The organism is uncultured Abiotrophia sp. (genome assembly GCF_938010525.1).
Classification (GTDB): domain Bacteria; phylum Bacillota; class Bacilli; order Lactobacillales; family Aerococcaceae; genus Abiotrophia.
Genome location: NZ_CALLVK010000023.1, coordinates 44816 through 63542, shown reverse-complemented (window position 1 = coordinate 63542; position 18727 = coordinate 44816). Strand labels below are relative to the sequence as shown.

Genomic DNA, 18727 nt, shown 5'->3' with positions numbered 1-18727 from the left:
GTCCACCCTTTTCTCGCAAGAGGAACTTGGCCACAAAAAAGTTGCTTGATCCAAGCACCTACATTGTCTAATCTAAGACTGATAGGTTATAATACAAGTGAATGAATTGGAGGTATCCCATGAAAGAACAACCTATCCTTTTAACCCTCTTTGGGGCTACGGGTGACTTGGCTTTTCGCAAGCTCTACCCTGCTATTTACCAACTCTATCGCAGCGGCCGCCTATCTCAGAATTTTGCTTTGATTGGGACTGCCCGTCGTCCATGGTCTGATGAGCATTTCCGTCAAGTCATTGTAGACAGCGTAGGCGCTCAGGCGCTTAGCCCTGACCATGTTCAGGAATTCGCCTCCCACTTCTATTACCTATCCCACGATGTTCAAAATACCGAACACTATGACCAACTCAAGCAATTGGCAGACCGGCTCGATGCTACTTACCAAACCCAAGGTAATCGCCTCTTCTACCTGTCCATGTCTCCTACCTTCTTCCCTATTATTGCTGAACATATTAAATCGCAAGGTCTTTTGGCATCAGGCTTTAACCGTCTCATTATCGAAAAACCATTTGGGCATGACCTAGCTTCTGCCCAAGAATTGCAAGACAAACTCAATGTGGCCTTCGATGAATCGCAAATCTATCGCATTGACCACTATCTGGGTAAAGAACTAGTTCAAGCCCTCTACCACTTGCGTTTCCATAACCAACTTTTCCGTCATACTTGGAATAAGGATCATATTGCTAGCATTCAAATTTCTCTGCCTGAAATGGTGGGGGTTGAAGAGCGAGCTGGCTACTACGATCATTCTGGCGCTAGTCGCGACATGGTTCAAAACCATATGCTCCAACTGCTCGCCCTGCTGACCATGGCAGAACCTGCCTCCAACCAAACAGCAGATATTCAGGCAGCTAAATATCGTAGCCTAGCCAACCTACATCACTATGCTGACGCTCAAGAATGCCGAGCTTGTGTAGTTCGTGGCCAATACAGCGCTCAAGGTGACCTCAAGGGCTATCTGGAAGAAGAGGGCGTAGATCCTGCTTCCCGTACTGAGACCTATTTTGCTGCCAAAGTGATGCTAGATTTGCCAGAATGGGAAGGTGTTCCTTTCTATCTGCGGACTGGCAAGCGGCTTAATCAGAAGGCGACCATGGTGGATGTCCTCTATCGTCCGACTCAAGACGGCTTGGAAGGCGACCATCTCCGCATTGAAATCGCCCCTGACCTGGGCTACACCCTCTGGCTCAACACCAAAGCCATTGGCTACAGCCAGGATAGCCACCGCGTGCCACTCAGCTTCCGCTACAATTTAGAAGAATTGGCAGAAAGTCCAGATGACTACGCACGCTTAATTTTCGAAGCTAGCCAAGGTGATCGCGAACACTTTACCCAATGGTGTGAAGTAGCTGCTGCCTGGAAATTCTTGGATAATATTCAAGCCTATTGGACTGCCGATACTGAGACACCACTAGCCCAGTATCCAGCTGGCAGTCATGGCCCTCAAGAAGGCGATGACCTCTTAGCCCGCGACGGCTTTGAATGGCTCCTTAAATAAGATGAAAAGAGTTTAGGACCTGAGCCTAAACTCTTTTTTGCTGTCTTTGCGCCAGTGGTCGACTTTGAAAAGTGGGCCACTGGCTCTGGGTTTTTGTGGCGCTTTTGAGGCAATCGGCTACTTGCTTGGCGCGCTAGTGGTCCACTCCGCCGAGTGGACCACTGGCTCCGACTTTCCAGACACAAAAAACCCATTATATCATATATGATATAATGGGTTTTCTTCATCCGCTTAAACTTCTTGCTCAAGCTCTTGGCGATATGCTAGAACAGCTTGCCTTAACTCTTCTACAATGGCTTGGCACTCAGCTAAACTGTAGGCATTAGCGCCACTAGCCATGGGATGGCCACCGCCATCATGATTGGCTGCAATCCCGTTGATAACCGGCCCTTTGGAACGAATACGGCAACGATAGTGATCACCATTGCCTTCTTGTTGAACGAAAATGACCCAAGACAAGACACCTTCGATACGCCCCGGCAAGGTCACCGCAATCTGGGTTTGTTCTTCGCTGATGCCAAATGTCTTAATGTCTTCTTGGCTAATGGTCACCCAGGCGACACCTGCTTCATTAATGGACATGGTCTCAAAGATATGGCCTTGGAATTTGGCTTCTTCAAAACTCAATCGCATAAAGCGGTCGCTAATCTCAAAGGATGAGAAGTCATATTGCTTGAGCCAAGCCGCGACTTCTAAGGTCCGTGAGGTGGTGGACTCATAGAGGAAGCGAGCCGTATCAGACACCATGCCTGTGTAGAGCAGGCGCGCTGCTTGATCCTGCATAGGCAGCTGGTCACCTAGGTGGCGACTGATTTCGGCGATTATTTCGCAGGTAGAACTTGCAATGGGATGGACAATTTGAAGTTGGCCATAATCATCCACAGGAGGATGGTGGTCTACCTTGACTAGGGTCGCGCCCTTGTCGTAGTGGTCTCCGTCAATCCGAGGTTGGTTGGCGGTATCACAGACAATAACCAGAGCGCCTTGGTAGTCAGCAGCAGTTACCTTGTCCATGGAGCCAATCCACTTGAGCCCTTGGGTCGTCGTGCCGGCCGCTAAAACACGTTTGTCAGGGAAAGTCGATTCAATCAGAGATTTGAGCCCTAATTGGGAGCCGATGGCATCCGGATCAGGCCTCACATGGCGGTGAATAACAATGGTTTGGGCTGCTTGAATCAATTGGATGAGGGCTTGCGCCTCGTGATGTTCAATATACATAGTAGTTTTCTACTTCCTTACTCGCTAAACTTAGTTGCGTTCAATCATTTGGCTGGTAATAATGGCCTTGGCCACCAGACTATTCTCGTGGAAAACATCCACCTGGGTTAGGGCCGCCCGACGGTTGTGGTTGAAGACATGACCCTTAAATTGAATTTCATTGCCAATTTGGATTAGGTTGAAATAATGAAGGTCAATCTTCTCGATGACACTGTTGAGATGGGTCAACTCAAAGACCTTGCGATCCGTCACTTGGGCAATCAGTTCCGTCAGAACCCCATAAGAGATGGTCCCAAAGTTGCCAATCATCTGCGGTTGCACGAAGGCTTGGAAATCATAGTCCGTGACTTCACTGGCCACTTCTAACTGGGCCGTAATGTCTTCTTCGAAGGTATGAACCATTTGCGGTTGTTGCTGGACCACTTGAATGGCCTTGGAGACTTCCTCACGCGTCACCACCCCAAGCAGTTGAAGGTTGTCTTCCACCACTGGAATCATCTCAATATCCTGCCAAATCATCTTGTGCGAGACACTAGCCACCGACATATGAGTCTTGACAGTCACCGGATTCTTGGTCATGACCCGCTCCAACTGAATGGATTCTTGCTTACCTTGGACGTCCTTAGCAGCCACAACCCCAATCAGCCGTTGGTTATAGCAGACAGGAAAACGTTCCTGTCCTGTTTCTTCCATCAAGCGATTGAAGTCAGCTACCGAATCACTTGGCGCTAGAAGTGGCACCTGGGATAGTGGTGTGTAGATATCCCGAATGGTCATGATTTCCTTCTTAATCATCTGGTCCGCCATGGACCGGTTGATGATGGTCGCTACCGTAAAGGTATCGAAGGTGGTGGAAATCACTGGCAAATTGCGTTCATTAGCCAGGCTAATGACCTGGTCACTAGCCTTGAAGCCCCCGGTAATGAGCACCGCCACGCCCTTTTCCAAGGCAAAGAGTTGGACGTCTTCCCGGTTCCCCACAATAATCAGAGAATCGTCGGTAAAGTAACGCTCCATAGCGTCCTTGGTCATGGCCCCAATGATGAATTTAGACAGGTGCTGGGTCAAACCCTGGCTACCACCTTGGACCTCCCCTTCAATAATTTGCACCACTTCACCAAAGGTTAGCATTTCCGGCGAATATTTTTGCTTCTTCTCAATGCGAATGGTCCCAACCCGCTCAATGGTCGAGACAATGCCTAGTACTTCGGCGTCCTTAATAGCCCGGTAGGCCGTCCCTTCACTCATCTTGAGATGCTTGGCAATCCCTCGAACCGAGATTTTATCCCCGATGGGGAGGGATTCAATGTATTGGATAATCAGATCATGTTTGGTTGCCATATAGTCACCTTCTCTTTAGACACAAAAATAACTGTTATACTTCATATTATAACAGTTATTTTAAAAAGTAACAGACCTGTTTTACATTTTTTCAAAAGATAATTGCGTATTAACCTTATCGAGCTGGATTAGCCCAGCTGTAGAGACTCCCAGTAGGCGGACGGTCTTATGCAAATGACCGTGAAGCTCCCAGAGTTCCTGCACCGCCTGGCTAATCACCTCCACATCTTGGCTAGGAGAGCCCAAAGATAGTTGACGCGTTAAGGTCTCGAAATCATCATAGCGAATCTTAAGCGTCACGGTCTGGGCGTGGAAATTCTTGGCCTTTAAGATTGCCACCACCCGCTTAGTCAGCTGGGTCAAGGCATCTAGAACCCCCTCTTCTTCCGCCAGAAACTGAATGAAGGTCGTTTCTTTACCAATGGACTTGCGCTCACGGTGGGGCTGGACTGGCGCATCATGGACCCCGCGCACCTTGTAGTAGAGGGATTTGCCCATTTTACCAAAATTTTCAATCAGGTCTTCTAATTCAATTGCTCGCAAATCCGCCCCAGTCATAATCCCCCTCTGGTGAAAATAAGGTACTGACTGCCGCCCCACCCCATAGAACTTATCAATGGGTAGGTCATCTAAAAATTCTAAGGCTTGATCAGGTGTCACCACCGTAATACCAAAGGGCTTACGATAGTCAGAGGCAATTTTGGCTAGGAACTTGTTATAGGACACCCCAATCGAACAGGTTAGGTTGAGTTCTGCCTTAATCTGGGCTTGAATGCGCTGAGCTAAATAGGTCGCACTTTGAATGCCCAGCTTATTATGAGTCACATCCAGATAGGCCTCATCCAGGGACATGGGCTCAATCAAATCCGTGTACTGGGCAAAAATTGCCCGAATCTGCTGAGACACTTCCTGATAGTGGGACCAATCGCCCGCGATAAAGACCGCATGGGGACAGCGTTTGAAGGCTTCAGCAGCCGTCATGGCCGAATGGATGCCATATTCGCGCGCCTTGTAGTTGCAAGTAGAGACGATGCCCCGTCCACCGGTTAACTTGGGATGCTTGGCAATCACAATAGGTTTATGAGCAATCGCTGGATTATCCCGCGCCTCGACATTGGCATAGAAGGCATCCATATCCACATGCAGTATCTTACGTGATGTGTCCGGCACCGGATCCTTAAACTCTAAAATCCCATAGCGCATGATGCCCCTCCTCTCCCCTATCATACTTCTCCTCTAGTATACGAAAATTTGTTCGTGTTTTCAAGTGGTGAGCCTGCCCCAGATAGCAATAAAAGGCAAGTAGCTAGATAGCTTGCTTGCCTTTTTATCATCAGTTCACTTCGAAAAGTTCACGGTAGACCTGTTCACTGCCAAACTGGCGAGGCTCCACTCCTATCAGAGTCAATCCCGCTCCTTCCAAACCACCTAAAGCTTGGCTCAGTTGAGAGGCAGATACAAGAAAGCTATGATCCGATAAGCGACGAATCCAATCATCGGCTAACTTTTCTTGAACAGTTACCACATAGTCACTCGTTTCACTTTGGGCCAAAGTGCGTTCAATAATTTGGCCTTCTTTAACAAATAGAATTCGACGAGTCATTCGGTCGATTTCGTCAAGATTATGCGAAGAAATCAATACCGTCATCCCCTCTTCGCGATTAAGTTGCATCACTAACTCTCGAATCCGAATCAGGCTAGTAGGATCTAAACCATTGTAAGGTTCATCCAGAAAAAGTACTTGTGGCCGGTGGAGCATAGCACAAGCAAAGAGCAAGTGTTGTTTCATTCCCAAGGAATAAGTCCCCACCGCTTGATCTAAATACCCTATCATTCCTACTCTTTCAGCCGTTTCAATAATGCTCTCTTTGGAGAATCCCTGGGCTAAGGCTATATACTGAAGGTGATCGTAGCCCGTTAGCTGTGGATAGAGAACACTATTATCTTGCATGAACCCAATCTTACGATAAAGTTCTTTACCTGCTGGCATGTAAAGCCCAGCAACCTTTACTTGTCCCTCCGAATATGGCAATAAGCCCGTTAAGGCTGACAGTAAAGTCGTTTTACCTGCACCATTAGGTCCCACTAAGCCTACTACTTCCCCGGCCTCAATTTGAAAATTTACTTGCTTCAAAATCGCTTTACTGCCATAGGCAAGGCTCAGATTTTTCACTTCAATCATATACGGTCACGTCCTTTCAGAGTACAAGGCAAGCACATATTCAAAAACAAGCCTGCAAGACCACAGACTACTAGGCCAGTCCAATGAGTCAAAAGACCTTGACCTAAAGAAACAGAGAGGCGTCCGTCCAATACCGGGGCTAAATCCAAATAACGGAAGGGACTCATGGCCTGTGCCAGACTCGGCAATAAGAGAGTTGCCCCATAACCAATACCTAAGATTCCAGCGACTAAACTAATATAGATTGCAGTCGACTTAACCCATCTAGCAACAAAATGGCAAAGGCTATTAATAAAGTAAGTAACTGCAACAAACAGCGCGAAAGCCTCTAGATAGTAATACCAGCTAGGCATTATCTCAAAAAATTGATGAGTACTTGGCACACGCAAGCGCTGACCAATCAAACCACCCCACTGTTGGCCATCTACTAAATATCTGACCTGAGGTAACTGAATATGGCCTAAACCTGCTATTAAACTACCAGTCAAGGCAAGCAAGATAACTGACCCTAGCATTAGTAGAAACACCTGTTGAAGGCTTAAGCGTCGACGCAACTTAAGGAGATGCTTCCTTGCTAGAGGCAAGGTTGCCTGGAATCGCCAGCGCCCGGTTTCTTTATCTAGCACAGTAGGCGCTACTAGGAAGATTACCAAAATAACCCAGAGCCCTAAATAGAGACGCTCTTCAAACAAGTTACCGACTATTCCTAGTGCAGTATAAGATTTCATAGGCTTGCTGACACGCGCTAGATAGGCTTCAAAGACCGCAATATCAATCGAAAGTGGTGGCTGGTCCTCACCACTTCTTGGTGATTGCTCATAATTTGGAATATAGAGCGTCCAATATGGACCACCAGGCAGCTGAAAATCAATCCCATAATTTCGTTTCCACTCGGCTAACTGATAATTGATGTAAGCATTCGGCATAAAAATCCAGTCACGGATTGGCAATAAAGTTCTATCACCTTTGCCTTGTAGGAAGTCAACATCCTCTTTCAGTTCATCGTACTCCATTTCCGTGGCTAACTTGGTTTTCCCTTGTTTAAGTTCCTCAACAAGAGCTTCTTGGCGTTGAAAACTTGCTAGCGCTGCCTGATAGAGTTCTTCCGTTGGATAGGCCTGACGATAATCACTCAGATTAATCTTAAGAAACTCAGATTTTTGCGCAATGTTAGCTGCTTGTAATTGATGGTACTGAATCCCCTGTGAAACACCATAATAGAGGAAAAAGGCCAAGATACACAAGCAAATTTGAAACCAAAGGTGACCTCTTAATAGCTTCAGCCATTCAAAACTTGTTTGGAAACGGCTAGAAGACAAGTCGTAACGGCGACGCGCTCGACCACGTTTAAGTACTGCATAGGATAGGGTTACTATCACCCGCCAGACACCAAGTAAGAGACCGAAAAGAATCACCACTGTATAGAAAAATTCTAGGCTTGACTGGTGTGAAACAAAACCATTAATATCCCAGTAACTAAAAATAGAATAAAAAGGATAAAAGTCAAAAAGGCGACTAAACTCAGCTAATAAAGTAACCGATACACCTAGACCTAGCCAAACTAATAAAAGCTCTTGTACCCATCGATTAATAAGTAGCAAAATAAGCCAGAAAAGAATTACCAGCCCTAACCAGAATAGATAGAGAGCCAAGATCCCCTGCCACAGGGGCCAACTAGGTGCCATAGGATAATGAAGTAAAGCCGTAAGGGGAAGTTGGTCAAAAAGAACATGATAGATAGCCCACCCAACTGCCATCGACAAACCATAGCCTAGTCCCAGGCACAAGAATACACCTAAGCGTCGGCTTAGCAAGCGACTATAAGGTATAGGTAAAGTTTTGAGAAAAGCCTGCTGATTAGAGAAGAAATCTCTTAGGAGTGGTAGCCCTACCAAATAGGAGAACAACAAAAGCAGTGGAATTCCCAATAAATAAGGAGAGAGTTGTGTCATTAGATAACTGGATTCTCGCGTTGTCTTGACATCCAAGCGACCGATTTGGTAATTGACTTGCCATTCGATAACAGGTAATTCTGCTTCTATCTGTTGACGCGAGATACTCAATAACTCCTTACCCTGATTATTGAGAGCTAATAGGGTTCGCCATATAGAGAGCTTGTCCTGGTTCACTCGATCCCATTCTTCATAATAGGCCGCCACACTGTAATCAAAACGTGTCTTTTCTGCTTCCTTCAAGCTAACTAAAAGTGGATTTTCCTCTGATACCCCCTGCCTTTGCATGTTGGAGATGGACCAGTTCAAATCTGAAGCCAAACGATTAGCCTGTTGTCGCTCTTGATGCCTTAGGTCATGACTAACCTGTCCACGATATAGTCCTAGCCCTAGCATGGTAACAAGTGGCAAGATTAAGAGTAAGTAGACAAAGCGATGATTCTTTAAAAAGTGCCTAAACTCTAGTTTGAACATTTTGCGACCTCCTCAAGGCTAAAATAGGTATAGATTAAAAAAACATTAAATATTAGTTGGATTGTATCCGATTTCCCGCTTACTTTCAAGATAATTTTATCCCACTTGAATAAAATCTATTGTTTGTTAAGCCAATGTTCGTAATTGAAGTATTTATTAGAATAGCTTATACCCTAAATGCTTCTATCTTTGAATACCTCTACTTATTCTCCTTAATCCAGTCTCTAAATCTATTGCACACTTAAATTCTTATAGGCTAATCTACAGTTTTCTATAAAATAGGTTAAATACTTTTCCTAGTCACCTTTACTTTAACAACGACCATCACTATCAAGTGATCTCTTAAATACAAAAAAGCTGAGACCTAAGTCTCAGCTTCTCTATGCGCTAGTCCAATATTAGCCCAAACGTGATGCTACCTTATCCCAGTTAACTACTGAGAAAAAGGCTTGGATATAGTCTGGACGACGGTTTTGATAGTGGAGGTAGTAAGCATGTTCCCACACATCTAAACCTAAAAGTGGCTTAAGCCCCAATTCTAATGGTGTGTCTTGGTTAGCAGTAGATAGGACTTCTAAGTGACCGTCACGGTCTACAAGCCAAGCCCAACCAGAACCAAAGCGAGTCGCAGCTGCCTTAGCGAAAGCTTCTTTGAAGGCTTCAACAGAACCAAAGTCTGCTTCTAAGCGAGACTTAAGCCCAGCAGGAATAGCTGCTTCTGAACTTGGTGCTTGTAGGCTTTCCCAGAAGAAGCTGTGGTTGAAGTGACCCCCACCATTGTTACGGACCGCTGTTTGGATGCTTTCAGGCAAATCCTTAAGGTTAGCGACTAAGTCTTCAATAGACTTAGCTGCCAAGTCAGCATGGCCTTCTAAAGCTGCATTCAAGTTGTTAACGTAGGTTTGGTGGTGTTTGGTGTGGTGAATTTCCATGGTGCGCGCGTCAAAAGCTGGTTCAAGCGCATCATAGGCGTAAGGCAAGGCTGGTAATGTAAATGACATGGTCATTCCTCCTCGGATATAGTATACCTAGATTATATCATGCTCAGTAGAATAGACAATTATTTTGCACTTGGTAGCGTTTATTTCACAAACTCAAAACATGAAAAAAGCCCCTTATTCGCTAAGAATAAAGGACTTTAGCAAGTCTGACTCTCAAAGTCGTAAGGGCTGATGCCCTCCATGCCAATCATGGGATCAATTTGTTCTATCAAATCCTGACTTAAGCGGAAGGACTCTTGCTGCTTAGGTGCCAAGTCTCTTGATTGCACCGCAACCGAAATACTTGCCGCAGGACTAGCTTGAGGCAAGGGCTGATTTGTTGCACTAACTTCAACTTTTCCAGCATCGAGGCCTAAAACTTGGCTCTCTCCTGACACTAGTTCTTGCTCTACCTTCTCTCCCTGCGTCAGCCCAGCTAATTTAACTTGTAGTAGGTCCTTCAGGTTGGTACGGCGTTGATCACGATCCTGACTAACCGCTTGGACATAAGCATCCGGGTCCCCCACCAAAACTAAACTCGCCTGCGCTCGCGTGACTGCTGTGTATAGCAAGTCCTGACGTAACATGCGATAGTAGGCATCGACCAGAGGCAGAATAACTAGCGGATACTCACTCCCCTGGGATTTGTGGACTGAACAACAGTAGGCCAGAGTCAACTGATCGAAATCTGACCGTCGATAGGTCAGTTCCTTATCATCATCAAAGGCCACCACGACCTCTTCGCTCCCACTGTTAGACGCCTGGGCTGAGAAAACACCGACAATTTTCCCGATGTCCCCATTATAGACGCCTTCCTCCGCATTGTTCACCAACTGAAGCACCTTGTCCCCCAGACGAAAAATTTGGTCAAAATACTCTAGTTGAGGTTTCTTGCGGCTAGGTGGATTGAAGAGTCCTTGCAAGAGTTGGTTGAGGGCGGTAATGCCGGCAGGCCCCTTGTACATTGGCGCCAGAACTTGCAAGGTATTGGCATCAAAGCCCCTAGTCAAGGCGTGGCCTACCACCTGTTCCACCACTTGGGCTACCTGCTGGGTCTTACATGGGATAAAGGAACGGTCAGGCTGTCTTTCCATAAGGTTCTGCGGTAGGCGTCCCTGGCGAATCTGATGGGCTAGTTGAATGATGGAACTATCTTGGGCTTGGCGATAAATCTTAGTCAAACTGATGGTGGGAATTACCCCAGACTCAATCAAGTCTGAAAAGACTTTACCTGGCCCGACCGAAGGCAACTGATGCTTATCCCCTACCAGAATGACTTGAATTCGGTAGCCAATGGCCATCCAGAGCCAATTCATCAACCAGGTATCCACCATGGACATTTCATCCACTACCAGTAGCTGACCTTCCAGTGGCGTCGGATCAAAGCCCTCCACTGTGGTCTCACGATTAAACCCAATCAGCCGGTGGATGGTGGAAGCCGGAATATCGGTCATTTCCTGCATACGTTTGGCTGCTCGCCCCGTTGGTGCAGCTAACAAGACGGGGCCAGTCTGATAAGGATTGGTCACATCGCCCTGAGGATAGCCATGCAAGAGCCGGTGAAGCGTCAAAATTCCACGTATCAAGGTTGTCTTCCCCGTACCTGGCCCACCCGTAATCACTGAAAGTGGCGATTGCAAGGCTAGGATCATGGCCTGGCGTTGAGTTTCATCATAGTCGATTCCCGTCTCGCGGGCTACTTGATCCAGCTTGTCTTCAATTTCTGTCTTGCTGAAAGTCTCCACTTCTTCATACTGGAAGAAGTCACTGATACGTCGGACGATTCCCATTTCCGCGTGATAGAGACTTGGCAACATAATGCCTTGGTCCAAGGAATAGAGCGTCCCTTCCAAGATAGCCAAGTCCAAGGCTTCTGCTAGGCGCTCTTCCTCAATCAGATAAGACCGACTACGTTCTAGAATCTTGGTAGCAAGCGCCAACAAACGTGGTCGCTGGACATAGGTATCTCCGGACCGCAAGCAAACTTCGGATACGGCCGTATAGAGCCCCGCCACCAAACGCGTGACAGCGTCAGCCTCAATACCAAGTTGTTCAGCCAGGGCATCGGCCTTATTGAAGCCAACCCCTTCTACCTTGGCCACTAGGGCGTAGGGATTATTCTCAATCGTAGCCAGCGTTTGATCCTTGAAGGTCTGATAAATTTTATCCGCTAGCTTAGGTCCAAAGCCCCACTCTGTTAGCTGCAAGAAGATGCGTTCAGTTCCCTGGTGTTGACGCAAGGTTTGGGCTAGCACTTGGCGTTTGTCTGGTGTTAGGCCTTTGACCGATTTGAGGCAGTCAGGATCTTGCAAGATTAAATCAATGGCTTCCAATCCCAGCTGATCCACAATCCTTTGGGCTAGAGTTTTACCAATCCCAGTGAAGCGGGCACTAGAAAGAAAGTCTACTAGTCCCGCTTCAGAAGTTGGCGCTACTTGTTGGTAGCGACTAACCGCAAATTGCTCGCCATAACGCGGATGCACGGTTACTTGGCCATAGAATTCATAGGCCGTATCGAGATGCAAGGATGCAAATTGACCCGTACAAGTAACATGGTCCTCGCTTATTAGGTCGTTGTCCGTCTCTAGCACCTTAACCCTTAGCACCTTATAAAGATTCTGTGGGTTTTCGAAGAAGACCGATTCAACTTCGCCAATCAAACGTATTTGCTCAGCCATAAGCGGCCTCCTTTCTTAAGGCTAGGTAATGAGACTTAGGGCTTAAGCCAGCGCATCCCAATATTGCCTGGAATAACTTGAAAACCAAACTGCTGATAGAGTCGGTCGGCTGGTTCCTTAGCCATCAAGCAAACATAAGCAGACGAATCCGCATTCGCTATGAGCCAGTCAGTGACAGCTTGCATCAGGGCCTTACCCAGACCTTGACCTTGGAATTCAGGCGCCACCATGACCGAATTGATCATATAAGATAAGGCACCGTCCCCAGCAATCCGGGCAAAACAAACGAGCCGCTGTCCCTGGTAGGCACAAATCATATAGAGGGAATTAGCTAGCGCACGTTCAGCCACTTCTTGAGGGGGTTTAGCCCCCAAGCCTGTAGCAATCCGCAAATCTAGATAGTCTTGGACAGTCGGAATAGCCTCAGTCCAACGAAGTTGCTCCTTAGACATATTGGCGTTGCACCCCCTCTTTGTAGGCCGCATCAATCAGCCCGCCACCCAGACACTCTTGGCCATCATAGAAGACCACTGCCTGACCAGGTGTTATGGCCCGAACTGGTTCATCAAAAATAACAGTCGCCTGAGTCTTATCTTGGCTAAGTTTAACCGTCACTCCAATATCTTGTTGACGGTAGCGGAACTTAGCCGTGCATCGGAATTCTTCTGGCACATCCGACAAATTAGGCGCTGTAAAGGATACTTCACTGGCCGTCAGATAGTCTGAATAGAGATTTGGATGATGGAAGCCCTGACCTACATAGAGAGTTTGCGTCGTCTGATCCTTACCAATGACAAACCAAGGTTCATTGCTAGTGCCACCGCCACCAATCCCTAAGCCTTGGCGTTGTCCAATGGTATAGTACATAAGCCCCATGTGCTCGCCCTTGACTTGGCCATCTAGGGTCACCATTTTACCCGGTTTATTGGGTAGGTAGTTGGAAAGAAATTCATTGAAATCCCGTTCTCCAATGAAGCAGACACCGGTTGAATCCTTCTTCTTGGCAGTCGCCAAGCCGGCCTCTTCTGCTAAGGCACGAACTTCAGACTTCTGCAAATGGCCCAAAGGGAAGAGCGCCTTCTGGAGTTGGGCTTGGGATAGTTGGCTAAGGAAATAGGTTTGGTCCTTATTATTATCCAGGCCACGCAAGAGGTGGACTACTCCATTTTCATCTCGCTCCGAACGAGCATAGTGCCCCATGGCAATATAGTCTGCCCCTAATTCCATAGCATAATCTAGGAAGGCCTTGAATTTGACTTCCTTGTTACACATCACATCTGGGTTAGGCGTACGCCCCGCCCGATATTCGCGTAAGAAATATTCAAAGACCCGGTCCCAATATTCTTTCTCGAAGTTAACAGAATAATAGGGAATTCCAATTTTCTCCGCGACTTTGACTACGTCTTGGTAGTCTTCAGTCGCTGTACAGTGACCATTTTCGTCAGTATCGTCCCAGTTTTTCATGAAGAGGCCGATGACTTCATAGCCCTGCTCCTTGAGTAGCAAGGCAGCGACAGAAGAATCTACGCCTCCGCTCATACCCAAAACGACACGTTTTCCATTTGTTGACATTGTTCTTTTCCTTTCTTTCTCTCTATGGATAACTCCGTGGAAGGCAGAGCATCCTGACATATGTGCTTAATTGATAACAGAAGAAGAGAACGAAAGCACTCTCTCGTTCTCCCCACTTAGGCTAGACTTCAATTAAAACATTACGCTCAACAAAGCCGTCAAAGATAAAGTTAATCTTCTCCACAACCATTTCATTATGAGCTAACTTGGTCACATCGACAGCAGTTAAACCCTTGTTATTAACGGTTGAGATTTTGAGAGTCTTCAAGTCCTTGTTCACCAAGACCTTGAGCACCAAACCATCACGGTGGTGGCTATCTAAAGGACGTTTGTATTGGAAGTTACCGCCAGTTGACTCGGTAAAGCCATTGTCCCGCAAAGTATAAGGTTTGCAGGCTGGGTTGATTTCGAAGGTACGGTTAAAACCTTTTAAGGTTGCTTGTTTGGTGAATGCCATAATTCATCGCCTTTCTTGTTTACTTTTGTTGTCTTGCTTTTAAGAGGCCAAGTTGTTTGACCACTTGGTCTAAGTCTGCTTGCGTTAAGTCCAAACCCATGGTCAGACGAATACTTTCACGCTGACGGTCTTCCTGGTCAGGATAGTAACCCTTAAGGACACGACTAGGTTCTAGACTACCTGCCGAACAGGCTGACCCAGCCGAAACATAAATCTGAGCCAAATCTAAATGGATTAGGACCTGACTAGCCTTGAGGCCTTTGAGCCAGAGATTAAGGAAGCCTGGCAAATGATGAGCCTGTGGTCGGTTGACTTGATAGTCAATCCCTGCTCGAGTTAGCTCCTCCAAGAAGTAAGCTTCCAAGTTTGCCAAATGCGCTTGTCGCTGCTCCGCTTCTGCTAGTGACAGCTGGATGGCTTTAGCCAATCCCTGAATATAGGCTAAATTCTCCGTCCCTGCCCTCATGCCAGCTTCCTGACCGCCCCCTACCAAGTAAGGTTGCAGGCCTAGTTGATCCTGCCATGCTTGGAAGTAGAGTAAACCAACCCCCTTAGGCCCACCTAGTTTATGGCCTGATAGGCTCCAAGAGGTAGCTATCTGGTCTAGTTGCCAAGGCAGTTTGGTAATCCCTTGAACCAAATCAACATGGAAAAAATAACCACGCTGACGAGCTTCTTGTGCCAAAGCAGGGATAGGATAAATGGCGCCTACTTCATTGTTGACCGCCATGGCCACCCAGCCACTGGTATCTTCCTGACTAGCCGCTAGAAATTGGTCAATCAGGTCTTGGTCACTGCCCCCATCTTGAGGTTGGATCCAGGAAATGGTCCAGCCCTGCTCCTCTAATCGCTTGAGCGCTAAGTCCACAGAGGGATGTTCTACGGCCAAAGCCACCAAGTGAGGAGCTTTACCCGCTGCAAGGGCACTTTGAGCCTGAGACCAGATAGCCCAGTTATTGGCTTCCGTCGCCCCTGACGTAAAGTAGAGGCAAGAAGCTGAAGCTAGGCCCAAATCCTGAGCAATGGCCTCGCGGGCCTGATTGAGCGCATACTTGGCAGACTTGCCCAATTGATAAGTGCTAGAGGGATTCCCATAAAGTTGGGATAAGGAGCTTGTGATAGCTTGGACAACTTCCGGACGAACAGGTGTTGTCGCTGCATAATCAAGATAAATCGCCATCTTGGCCCCCTCCTCTCAGACTAGACTTTCCTTCTTATTATAGCACACTCCTAGCCTTTCGCCTATCCATAAGTTTAGTCAGAAGATTTGTCTCCTCAGGCCTTTTGCGGTATGATGAATAGGCAGATAATTGATTGAAAGGAGGCCTCTCATGCTTCAACCACTCGCCTATCGCATGCGCCCTCGTCAACTGGAAGATATTCTTGGCCAAGAGCACCTTGTTGGCCCTGGTAAGATTATCCACCGCATGGTGCAAGCCAAGCGCCTGACTTCCATGATTCTATACGGACCGCCCGGCATCGGCAAAACTTCCATTGCCAGCGCTATTGCAGGTTCAACTCGTTATGCCTTCCGAACCCTCAATGCGGCCACCGATGGTAAGAAAGAACTGGAACAGGTAGTAGAAGAAGCCAAATTTTCCGGCACCCTCATCTTACTCTTGGATGAAATTCACCGATTAAACACCACCAAACAGGATTTTCTACTACCGCATCTGGAGAGTGGTCGGATCATTCTGATTGGAGCGACTACCGAGAACCCTTATATTGCCATCAACCCCGCCATTAGAAGTCGGGTGCAAATTTTTGAACTCAAACCCCTCAGTCCTGAGCAGGTTTGCCTTGGCTTGACTCGGGCCTTAGCCGATCAAGAACGTGGGCTCGGTAAGTACCCTGTACAAGTCCAGGATGGCGTTCTGGAACATTTTGCCCAAGTTTCGGGCGGTGATATTCGGACCAGCCTTAACGCCTTAGAGCTGGCAGTCCTCTCAACTGAACCGGACCAAAATGGGCAAATTATTATCGACATGGCAGTGGCCAGTGATTGCTTGCGACGTCGCCGACTTCAACATGATAAGAATGGTGACGCCCACTACGACGTCATCTCCGCCCTACAAAAATCCATCCGCGGCAGTGATGTCGACGCTGCCCTTTATTACCTAGCCATATTACTGACTGCCGGCGAGCTGACGGTTGCCTGCCGTCGCCTGCTAGTGATTGCCTATGAGGATATTGGTCTGGGCCACCCAGCTGCCACGCAAAGAACGGTTGCGGCCATTCAAGCCGCTGAAAAGCTAGGTCTGCCAGAAGCCAGCATTCCCTTAGGTTTTGCGGTCATTGACCTAGCCTTGAGTCCAAAATCTAACACCAGCTATCGCGCTATCAAATCTGCCATGGCTGCAGTTGACCAAGGACAAGTCGCCCCAGTCCCAGACCATTTGCGAGACAGTCACTATCAAGGCGCTGACAAGTTGGGCCGAGGACTTGACTACCGCTATCCCCACGACTATACTGGACATATCGTGGCACAAGAATACTTGCCTAAGGAATTAGCTCATCACCAGTTCTTCCAGCCAGACCCTAGCGGTAAGTATGAAGAAGCCTTGGCGCACTACTACCAAAAAGTTAAAGAAATCCTCAAAAAATAAGAGCGCTTACTTGCAAATTTAACAAGTCGTGCTATAATAAAAGTATAGAAAATCTGTGGTGTACGTGACATATACACTGTGTTGACCGAACATTTTTCTTTAGATATAGGGAACCAACTCGACTGACTTATGACAGGCCTTTTCACTTGGTAGTCAGCGGTTAGGCGTTAGGTGCCCACCTGCTTAGATTGCGGGTTCAAAACATCTATATGACCAAACGGCACTAACGGATTTGGGTAGGAACTAGGGTTCCTACCCTCTTTTTTATATAGAAAAAGAGCTTGGGGCAAGCCCCAAGCTCTTTCAATCATATTTTTATGATACTTTTCGTCTCACTTGCCAATGCGCAATAGCCAAACCCAAGAAACTAGGTACAATCCAGCCTAGGCTCTGGCCACTCAGGGGCAAATAAGTAGCGAATGTTGAAGCTAATGCTTTCAATGGTAGTAGCCAAGCAAGCTCAGGCATGGCTTGAATTCCATCGATTAGCGCCACTATGCCTGTCAGTGCCATAGCCCATTGGTAGTAAAGGCTGTCGATTGCCCGACCTCGGCACAGTAAGGTGACCATGACTAGGACAATGGCCAGAGGATAGAGAAACATGAGCACCGGAACGGCCCAAGCAATAATCTGAGTCAAACCGGCATTAGCGATAAGGGTAGCCAAGAGGCTAACCGCTAGTAAATAATGCTTGTAATCCAGACTAGGGAATAGGTCCACCATTGCCTCTGAAAAAGCCGTCAGGAGCCCTACCCCTGTCTTAAGGCAGGCTAGAATTACAATTAAGGCCAAAAGGATACTGCCTGCTGAACCGAGATAATGATTAGCAATCTGAGCTAGTGCAATCCCACCATTGGCACTCATGGAAAACTGACCCAAGGAAGTCGCACCAGCATAGGCCAAGAGCCCATAAATTAGACCCATTAAGACGATACTAATGGCGCCGGATTTGACCATACCGCTAGCCAGTTCACCTGGCTCCTGAATCCCTAAACGATTCATAGCTTGAATCATGACAATCCCAAAGGCCAAGGCCGCTAGCACATCCAGGGTCTGATAACCCTCCAGAAAGCCTGTCGCCATTGCTTGTTGAGCATAGCGCCCCTGGGCCATCATTTGCCCAGCTTGCCCCATCGGATTGAGAACTGTCAGGGTCAAAAGTAGCCCTAAAACCAGTAAAAAGGCAGGATTAAGAATTTTGCCAATATAATCCAAAATCTTGCCCGGATTCAAGGACAGAAAGCCCGCTACTAGGAAGAAGATGAGGGAATAGATTAGAAGTCCTTGTCCTTGGTGACTCGATTCGATAAAGGGGGCTACCCCAATAGTATAAGATGTACTTGCCAAGCGTGGCACCGCAAATAAAGGGCCAATTACCAGATAGAGCAAAACCGTAAAAATCACACTGAACTTTTTGCCGACACGACTGGCTAGTTCGGTTACACTCTTACTCTTAGACATCCCCATAGCGAGAATGGTCAGGAAAGGCAAGCCGATAGCTGAAATCAAGAGTCCGACCACAGCTGGCCCTACCTGAGCGCCACTTTCTTGTCCTAAGTGAACTGGGAAAATAAGGTTCCCTGCCCCAAATAACATCCCAAACAGCATGGAACCTAAATAAAGGGCATCTTTAGACTGAAGTTTTTTGTTCATTTATCATGCTCCATTTCAAGCAAAAGCAACATCCGAAAGGAATGTTGCTTTTACTTACTAT

At 47.2% G+C, this 18727-nt stretch carries 14 protein-coding genes and 1 other RNA gene; 3 read left to right on the top strand and 12 right to left on the bottom strand.

The genetic code is table 11. The features are described 5' to 3' along the window. Nucleotides 1–119 precede the first annotated feature (119 nt). Nucleotides 120–1553, top strand: coding sequence for a glucose-6-phosphate dehydrogenase (gene zwf, locus Q0339_RS07555; protein ID WP_298078211.1), 1434 nt, complete (start codon nucleotides 120–122; stop codon nucleotides 1551–1553). Nucleotides 1554–1784: 231 nt separating this feature from the next. On the opposite strand, the gene Q0339_RS07550 is transcribed toward zwf, so the two are convergent. From Q0339_RS07550 to Q0339_RS07500, 11 genes are all read right to left on the bottom strand, one after another. After that, the gene (locus Q0339_RS07550; protein ID WP_298078210.1) at nucleotides 1785–2771 is read right to left on the bottom strand and encodes a bifunctional oligoribonuclease/PAP phosphatase NrnA; all 987 of its coding nucleotides are present in this window, start codon (nucleotides 2769–2771) and stop codon (nucleotides 1785–1787) included. 30 nt (nucleotides 2772–2801) lie between these two features. After that, nucleotides 2802–4112 (bottom strand): DRTGG domain-containing protein, encoded by a 1311-nt coding sequence (locus tag Q0339_RS07545; protein ID WP_023390923.1) that lies wholly within the window; start codon nucleotides 4110–4112, stop codon nucleotides 2802–2804. An 81-nt stretch (nucleotides 4113–4193) separates the two neighbouring features. Next, on the bottom strand, nucleotides 4194–5315 hold the full coding sequence (gene dinB, locus Q0339_RS07540) for a DNA polymerase IV (RefSeq protein WP_298078209.1): 1122 nt from the start codon (nucleotides 5313–5315) through the stop codon (nucleotides 4194–4196). Between the two features lie 130 nt (nucleotides 5316–5445). Further along, nucleotides 5446–6294: an ABC transporter ATP-binding protein gene (locus tag Q0339_RS07535; protein WP_298078207.1), complete on the bottom strand. Its 849-nt coding sequence runs from the start codon at nucleotides 6292–6294 to the stop codon at nucleotides 5446–5448. Continuing rightward, entirely contained in the window at nucleotides 6291–8720 is a 2430-nt protein-coding gene (locus tag Q0339_RS07530) for a hypothetical protein (RefSeq protein WP_298078206.1), read from the bottom strand. Before Q0339_RS07530 ends, Q0339_RS07535 begins: the two co-directional genes overlap by 4 nt. Nucleotides 8721–9118: 398 nt before the next feature. Then, a complete protein-coding gene (locus Q0339_RS07525) occupies nucleotides 9119–9721 on the bottom strand; it encodes a superoxide dismutase (protein ID WP_298078205.1) in 603 nt (200 codons plus the stop codon). Between the two features lie 137 nt (nucleotides 9722–9858). Then, nucleotides 9859–12378: an ATP-dependent RecD-like DNA helicase gene (locus tag Q0339_RS07520; RefSeq protein ID WP_298078204.1), complete on the bottom strand. Its 2520-nt coding sequence runs from the start codon at nucleotides 12376–12378 to the stop codon at nucleotides 9859–9861. Nucleotides 12379–12413: 35 nt separating this feature from the next. After that, nucleotides 12414–12830: a GNAT family N-acetyltransferase gene (locus Q0339_RS07515; protein WP_298078202.1), complete on the bottom strand. Its 417-nt coding sequence runs from the start codon at nucleotides 12828–12830 to the stop codon at nucleotides 12414–12416. Continuing rightward, nucleotides 12823–13950 (bottom strand): tRNA 2-thiouridine(34) synthase MnmA, encoded by a 1128-nt coding sequence (gene mnmA, locus Q0339_RS07510; RefSeq protein ID WP_298078201.1) that lies wholly within the window; start codon nucleotides 13948–13950, stop codon nucleotides 12823–12825. Before mnmA ends, Q0339_RS07515 begins: the two co-directional genes overlap by 8 nt. A 121-nt stretch (nucleotides 13951–14071) precedes the next feature. Next, nucleotides 14072–14407 carry a cysteine desulfurase gene (locus Q0339_RS07505; RefSeq protein ID WP_298078200.1) on the bottom strand — a complete coding sequence of 112 codons (336 nt, stop codon included), beginning with the start codon at nucleotides 14405–14407 and terminating at the stop codon, nucleotides 14072–14074. A 19-nt stretch (nucleotides 14408–14426) separates the two neighbouring features. Further along, nucleotides 14427–15587 (bottom strand): cysteine desulfurase family protein, encoded by a 1161-nt coding sequence (locus Q0339_RS07500; protein ID WP_298078199.1) that lies wholly within the window; start codon nucleotides 15585–15587, stop codon nucleotides 14427–14429. 151 nt (nucleotides 15588–15738) lie between these two features. Between Q0339_RS07500 and Q0339_RS07495 the strand changes: the two genes are divergently transcribed. Next, on the top strand, nucleotides 15739–17013 hold the full coding sequence (locus tag Q0339_RS07495) for a replication-associated recombination protein A (protein WP_298078198.1): 1275 nt from the start codon (nucleotides 15739–15741) through the stop codon (nucleotides 17011–17013). A gap of 47 nt (nucleotides 17014–17060) precedes the next feature. Next, nucleotides 17061–17250: non-coding RNA, 6S RNA (gene ssrS, locus Q0339_RS07490), on the top strand. Between the two features lie 78 nt (nucleotides 17251–17328). Here ssrS and brnQ read toward each other — a convergent pair. Beyond that, complete coding sequence (brnQ, locus tag Q0339_RS07485; RefSeq protein ID WP_298078197.1) at nucleotides 17329–18666, bottom strand: branched-chain amino acid transport system II carrier protein; 1338 nt, start codon at nucleotides 18664–18666, stop codon at nucleotides 17329–17331. Nucleotides 18667–18727: the final 61 nt, after the last annotated feature.

Excerpts from the sequence above, each read along its gene's own strand:
- Q0339_RS07530 (WP_298078206.1), bottom strand. The coding sequence starts at position 8,720 with ATGTTCAAACTAGAGTTTAGGCACTTTTTAAAGAATCATCGCTTTGTC.
- mnmA (WP_298078201.1), bottom strand. The coding sequence starts at position 13,950 with ATGTCAACAAATGGAAAACGTGTCGTTTTGGGTATGAGCGGAGGCGTA.
- Q0339_RS07525 (WP_298078205.1), bottom strand. The coding sequence starts at position 9,721 with ATGTCATTTACATTACCAGCCTTGCCTTACGCCTATGATGCGCTTGAA.
- Q0339_RS07550 (WP_298078210.1), bottom strand. The coding sequence starts at position 2,771 with ATGTATATTGAACATCACGAGGCGCAAGCCCTCATCCAATTGATTCAA.
- Q0339_RS07505 (WP_298078200.1), bottom strand. The coding sequence starts at position 14,407 with ATGGCATTCACCAAACAAGCAACCTTAAAAGGTTTTAACCGTACCTTC.
- Q0339_RS07500 (WP_298078199.1), bottom strand. The coding sequence starts at position 15,587 with ATGGCGATTTATCTTGATTATGCAGCGACAACACCTGTTCGTCCGGAA.
- Q0339_RS07495 (WP_298078198.1), top strand. The coding sequence starts at position 15,739 with ATGCTTCAACCACTCGCCTATCGCATGCGCCCTCGTCAACTGGAAGAT.
- Q0339_RS07545 (WP_023390923.1), bottom strand. The coding sequence starts at position 4,112 with ATGGCAACCAAACATGATCTGATTATCCAATACATTGAATCCCTCCCC.
- brnQ (WP_298078197.1), bottom strand. The coding sequence starts at position 18,666 with ATGAACAAAAAACTTCAGTCTAAAGATGCCCTTTATTTAGGTTCCATG.
- Q0339_RS07535 (WP_298078207.1), bottom strand. The coding sequence starts at position 6,294 with ATGATTGAAGTGAAAAATCTGAGCCTTGCCTATGGCAGTAAAGCGATT.
- Q0339_RS07515 (WP_298078202.1), bottom strand. The coding sequence starts at position 12,830 with ATGTCTAAGGAGCAACTTCGTTGGACTGAGGCTATTCCGACTGTCCAA.
- zwf (WP_298078211.1), top strand. The coding sequence starts at position 120 with ATGAAAGAACAACCTATCCTTTTAACCCTCTTTGGGGCTACGGGTGAC.
- Q0339_RS07520 (WP_298078204.1), bottom strand. The coding sequence starts at position 12,378 with ATGGCTGAGCAAATACGTTTGATTGGCGAAGTTGAATCGGTCTTCTTC.
- dinB (WP_298078209.1), bottom strand. The coding sequence starts at position 5,315 with ATGCGCTATGGGATTTTAGAGTTTAAGGATCCGGTGCCGGACACATCA.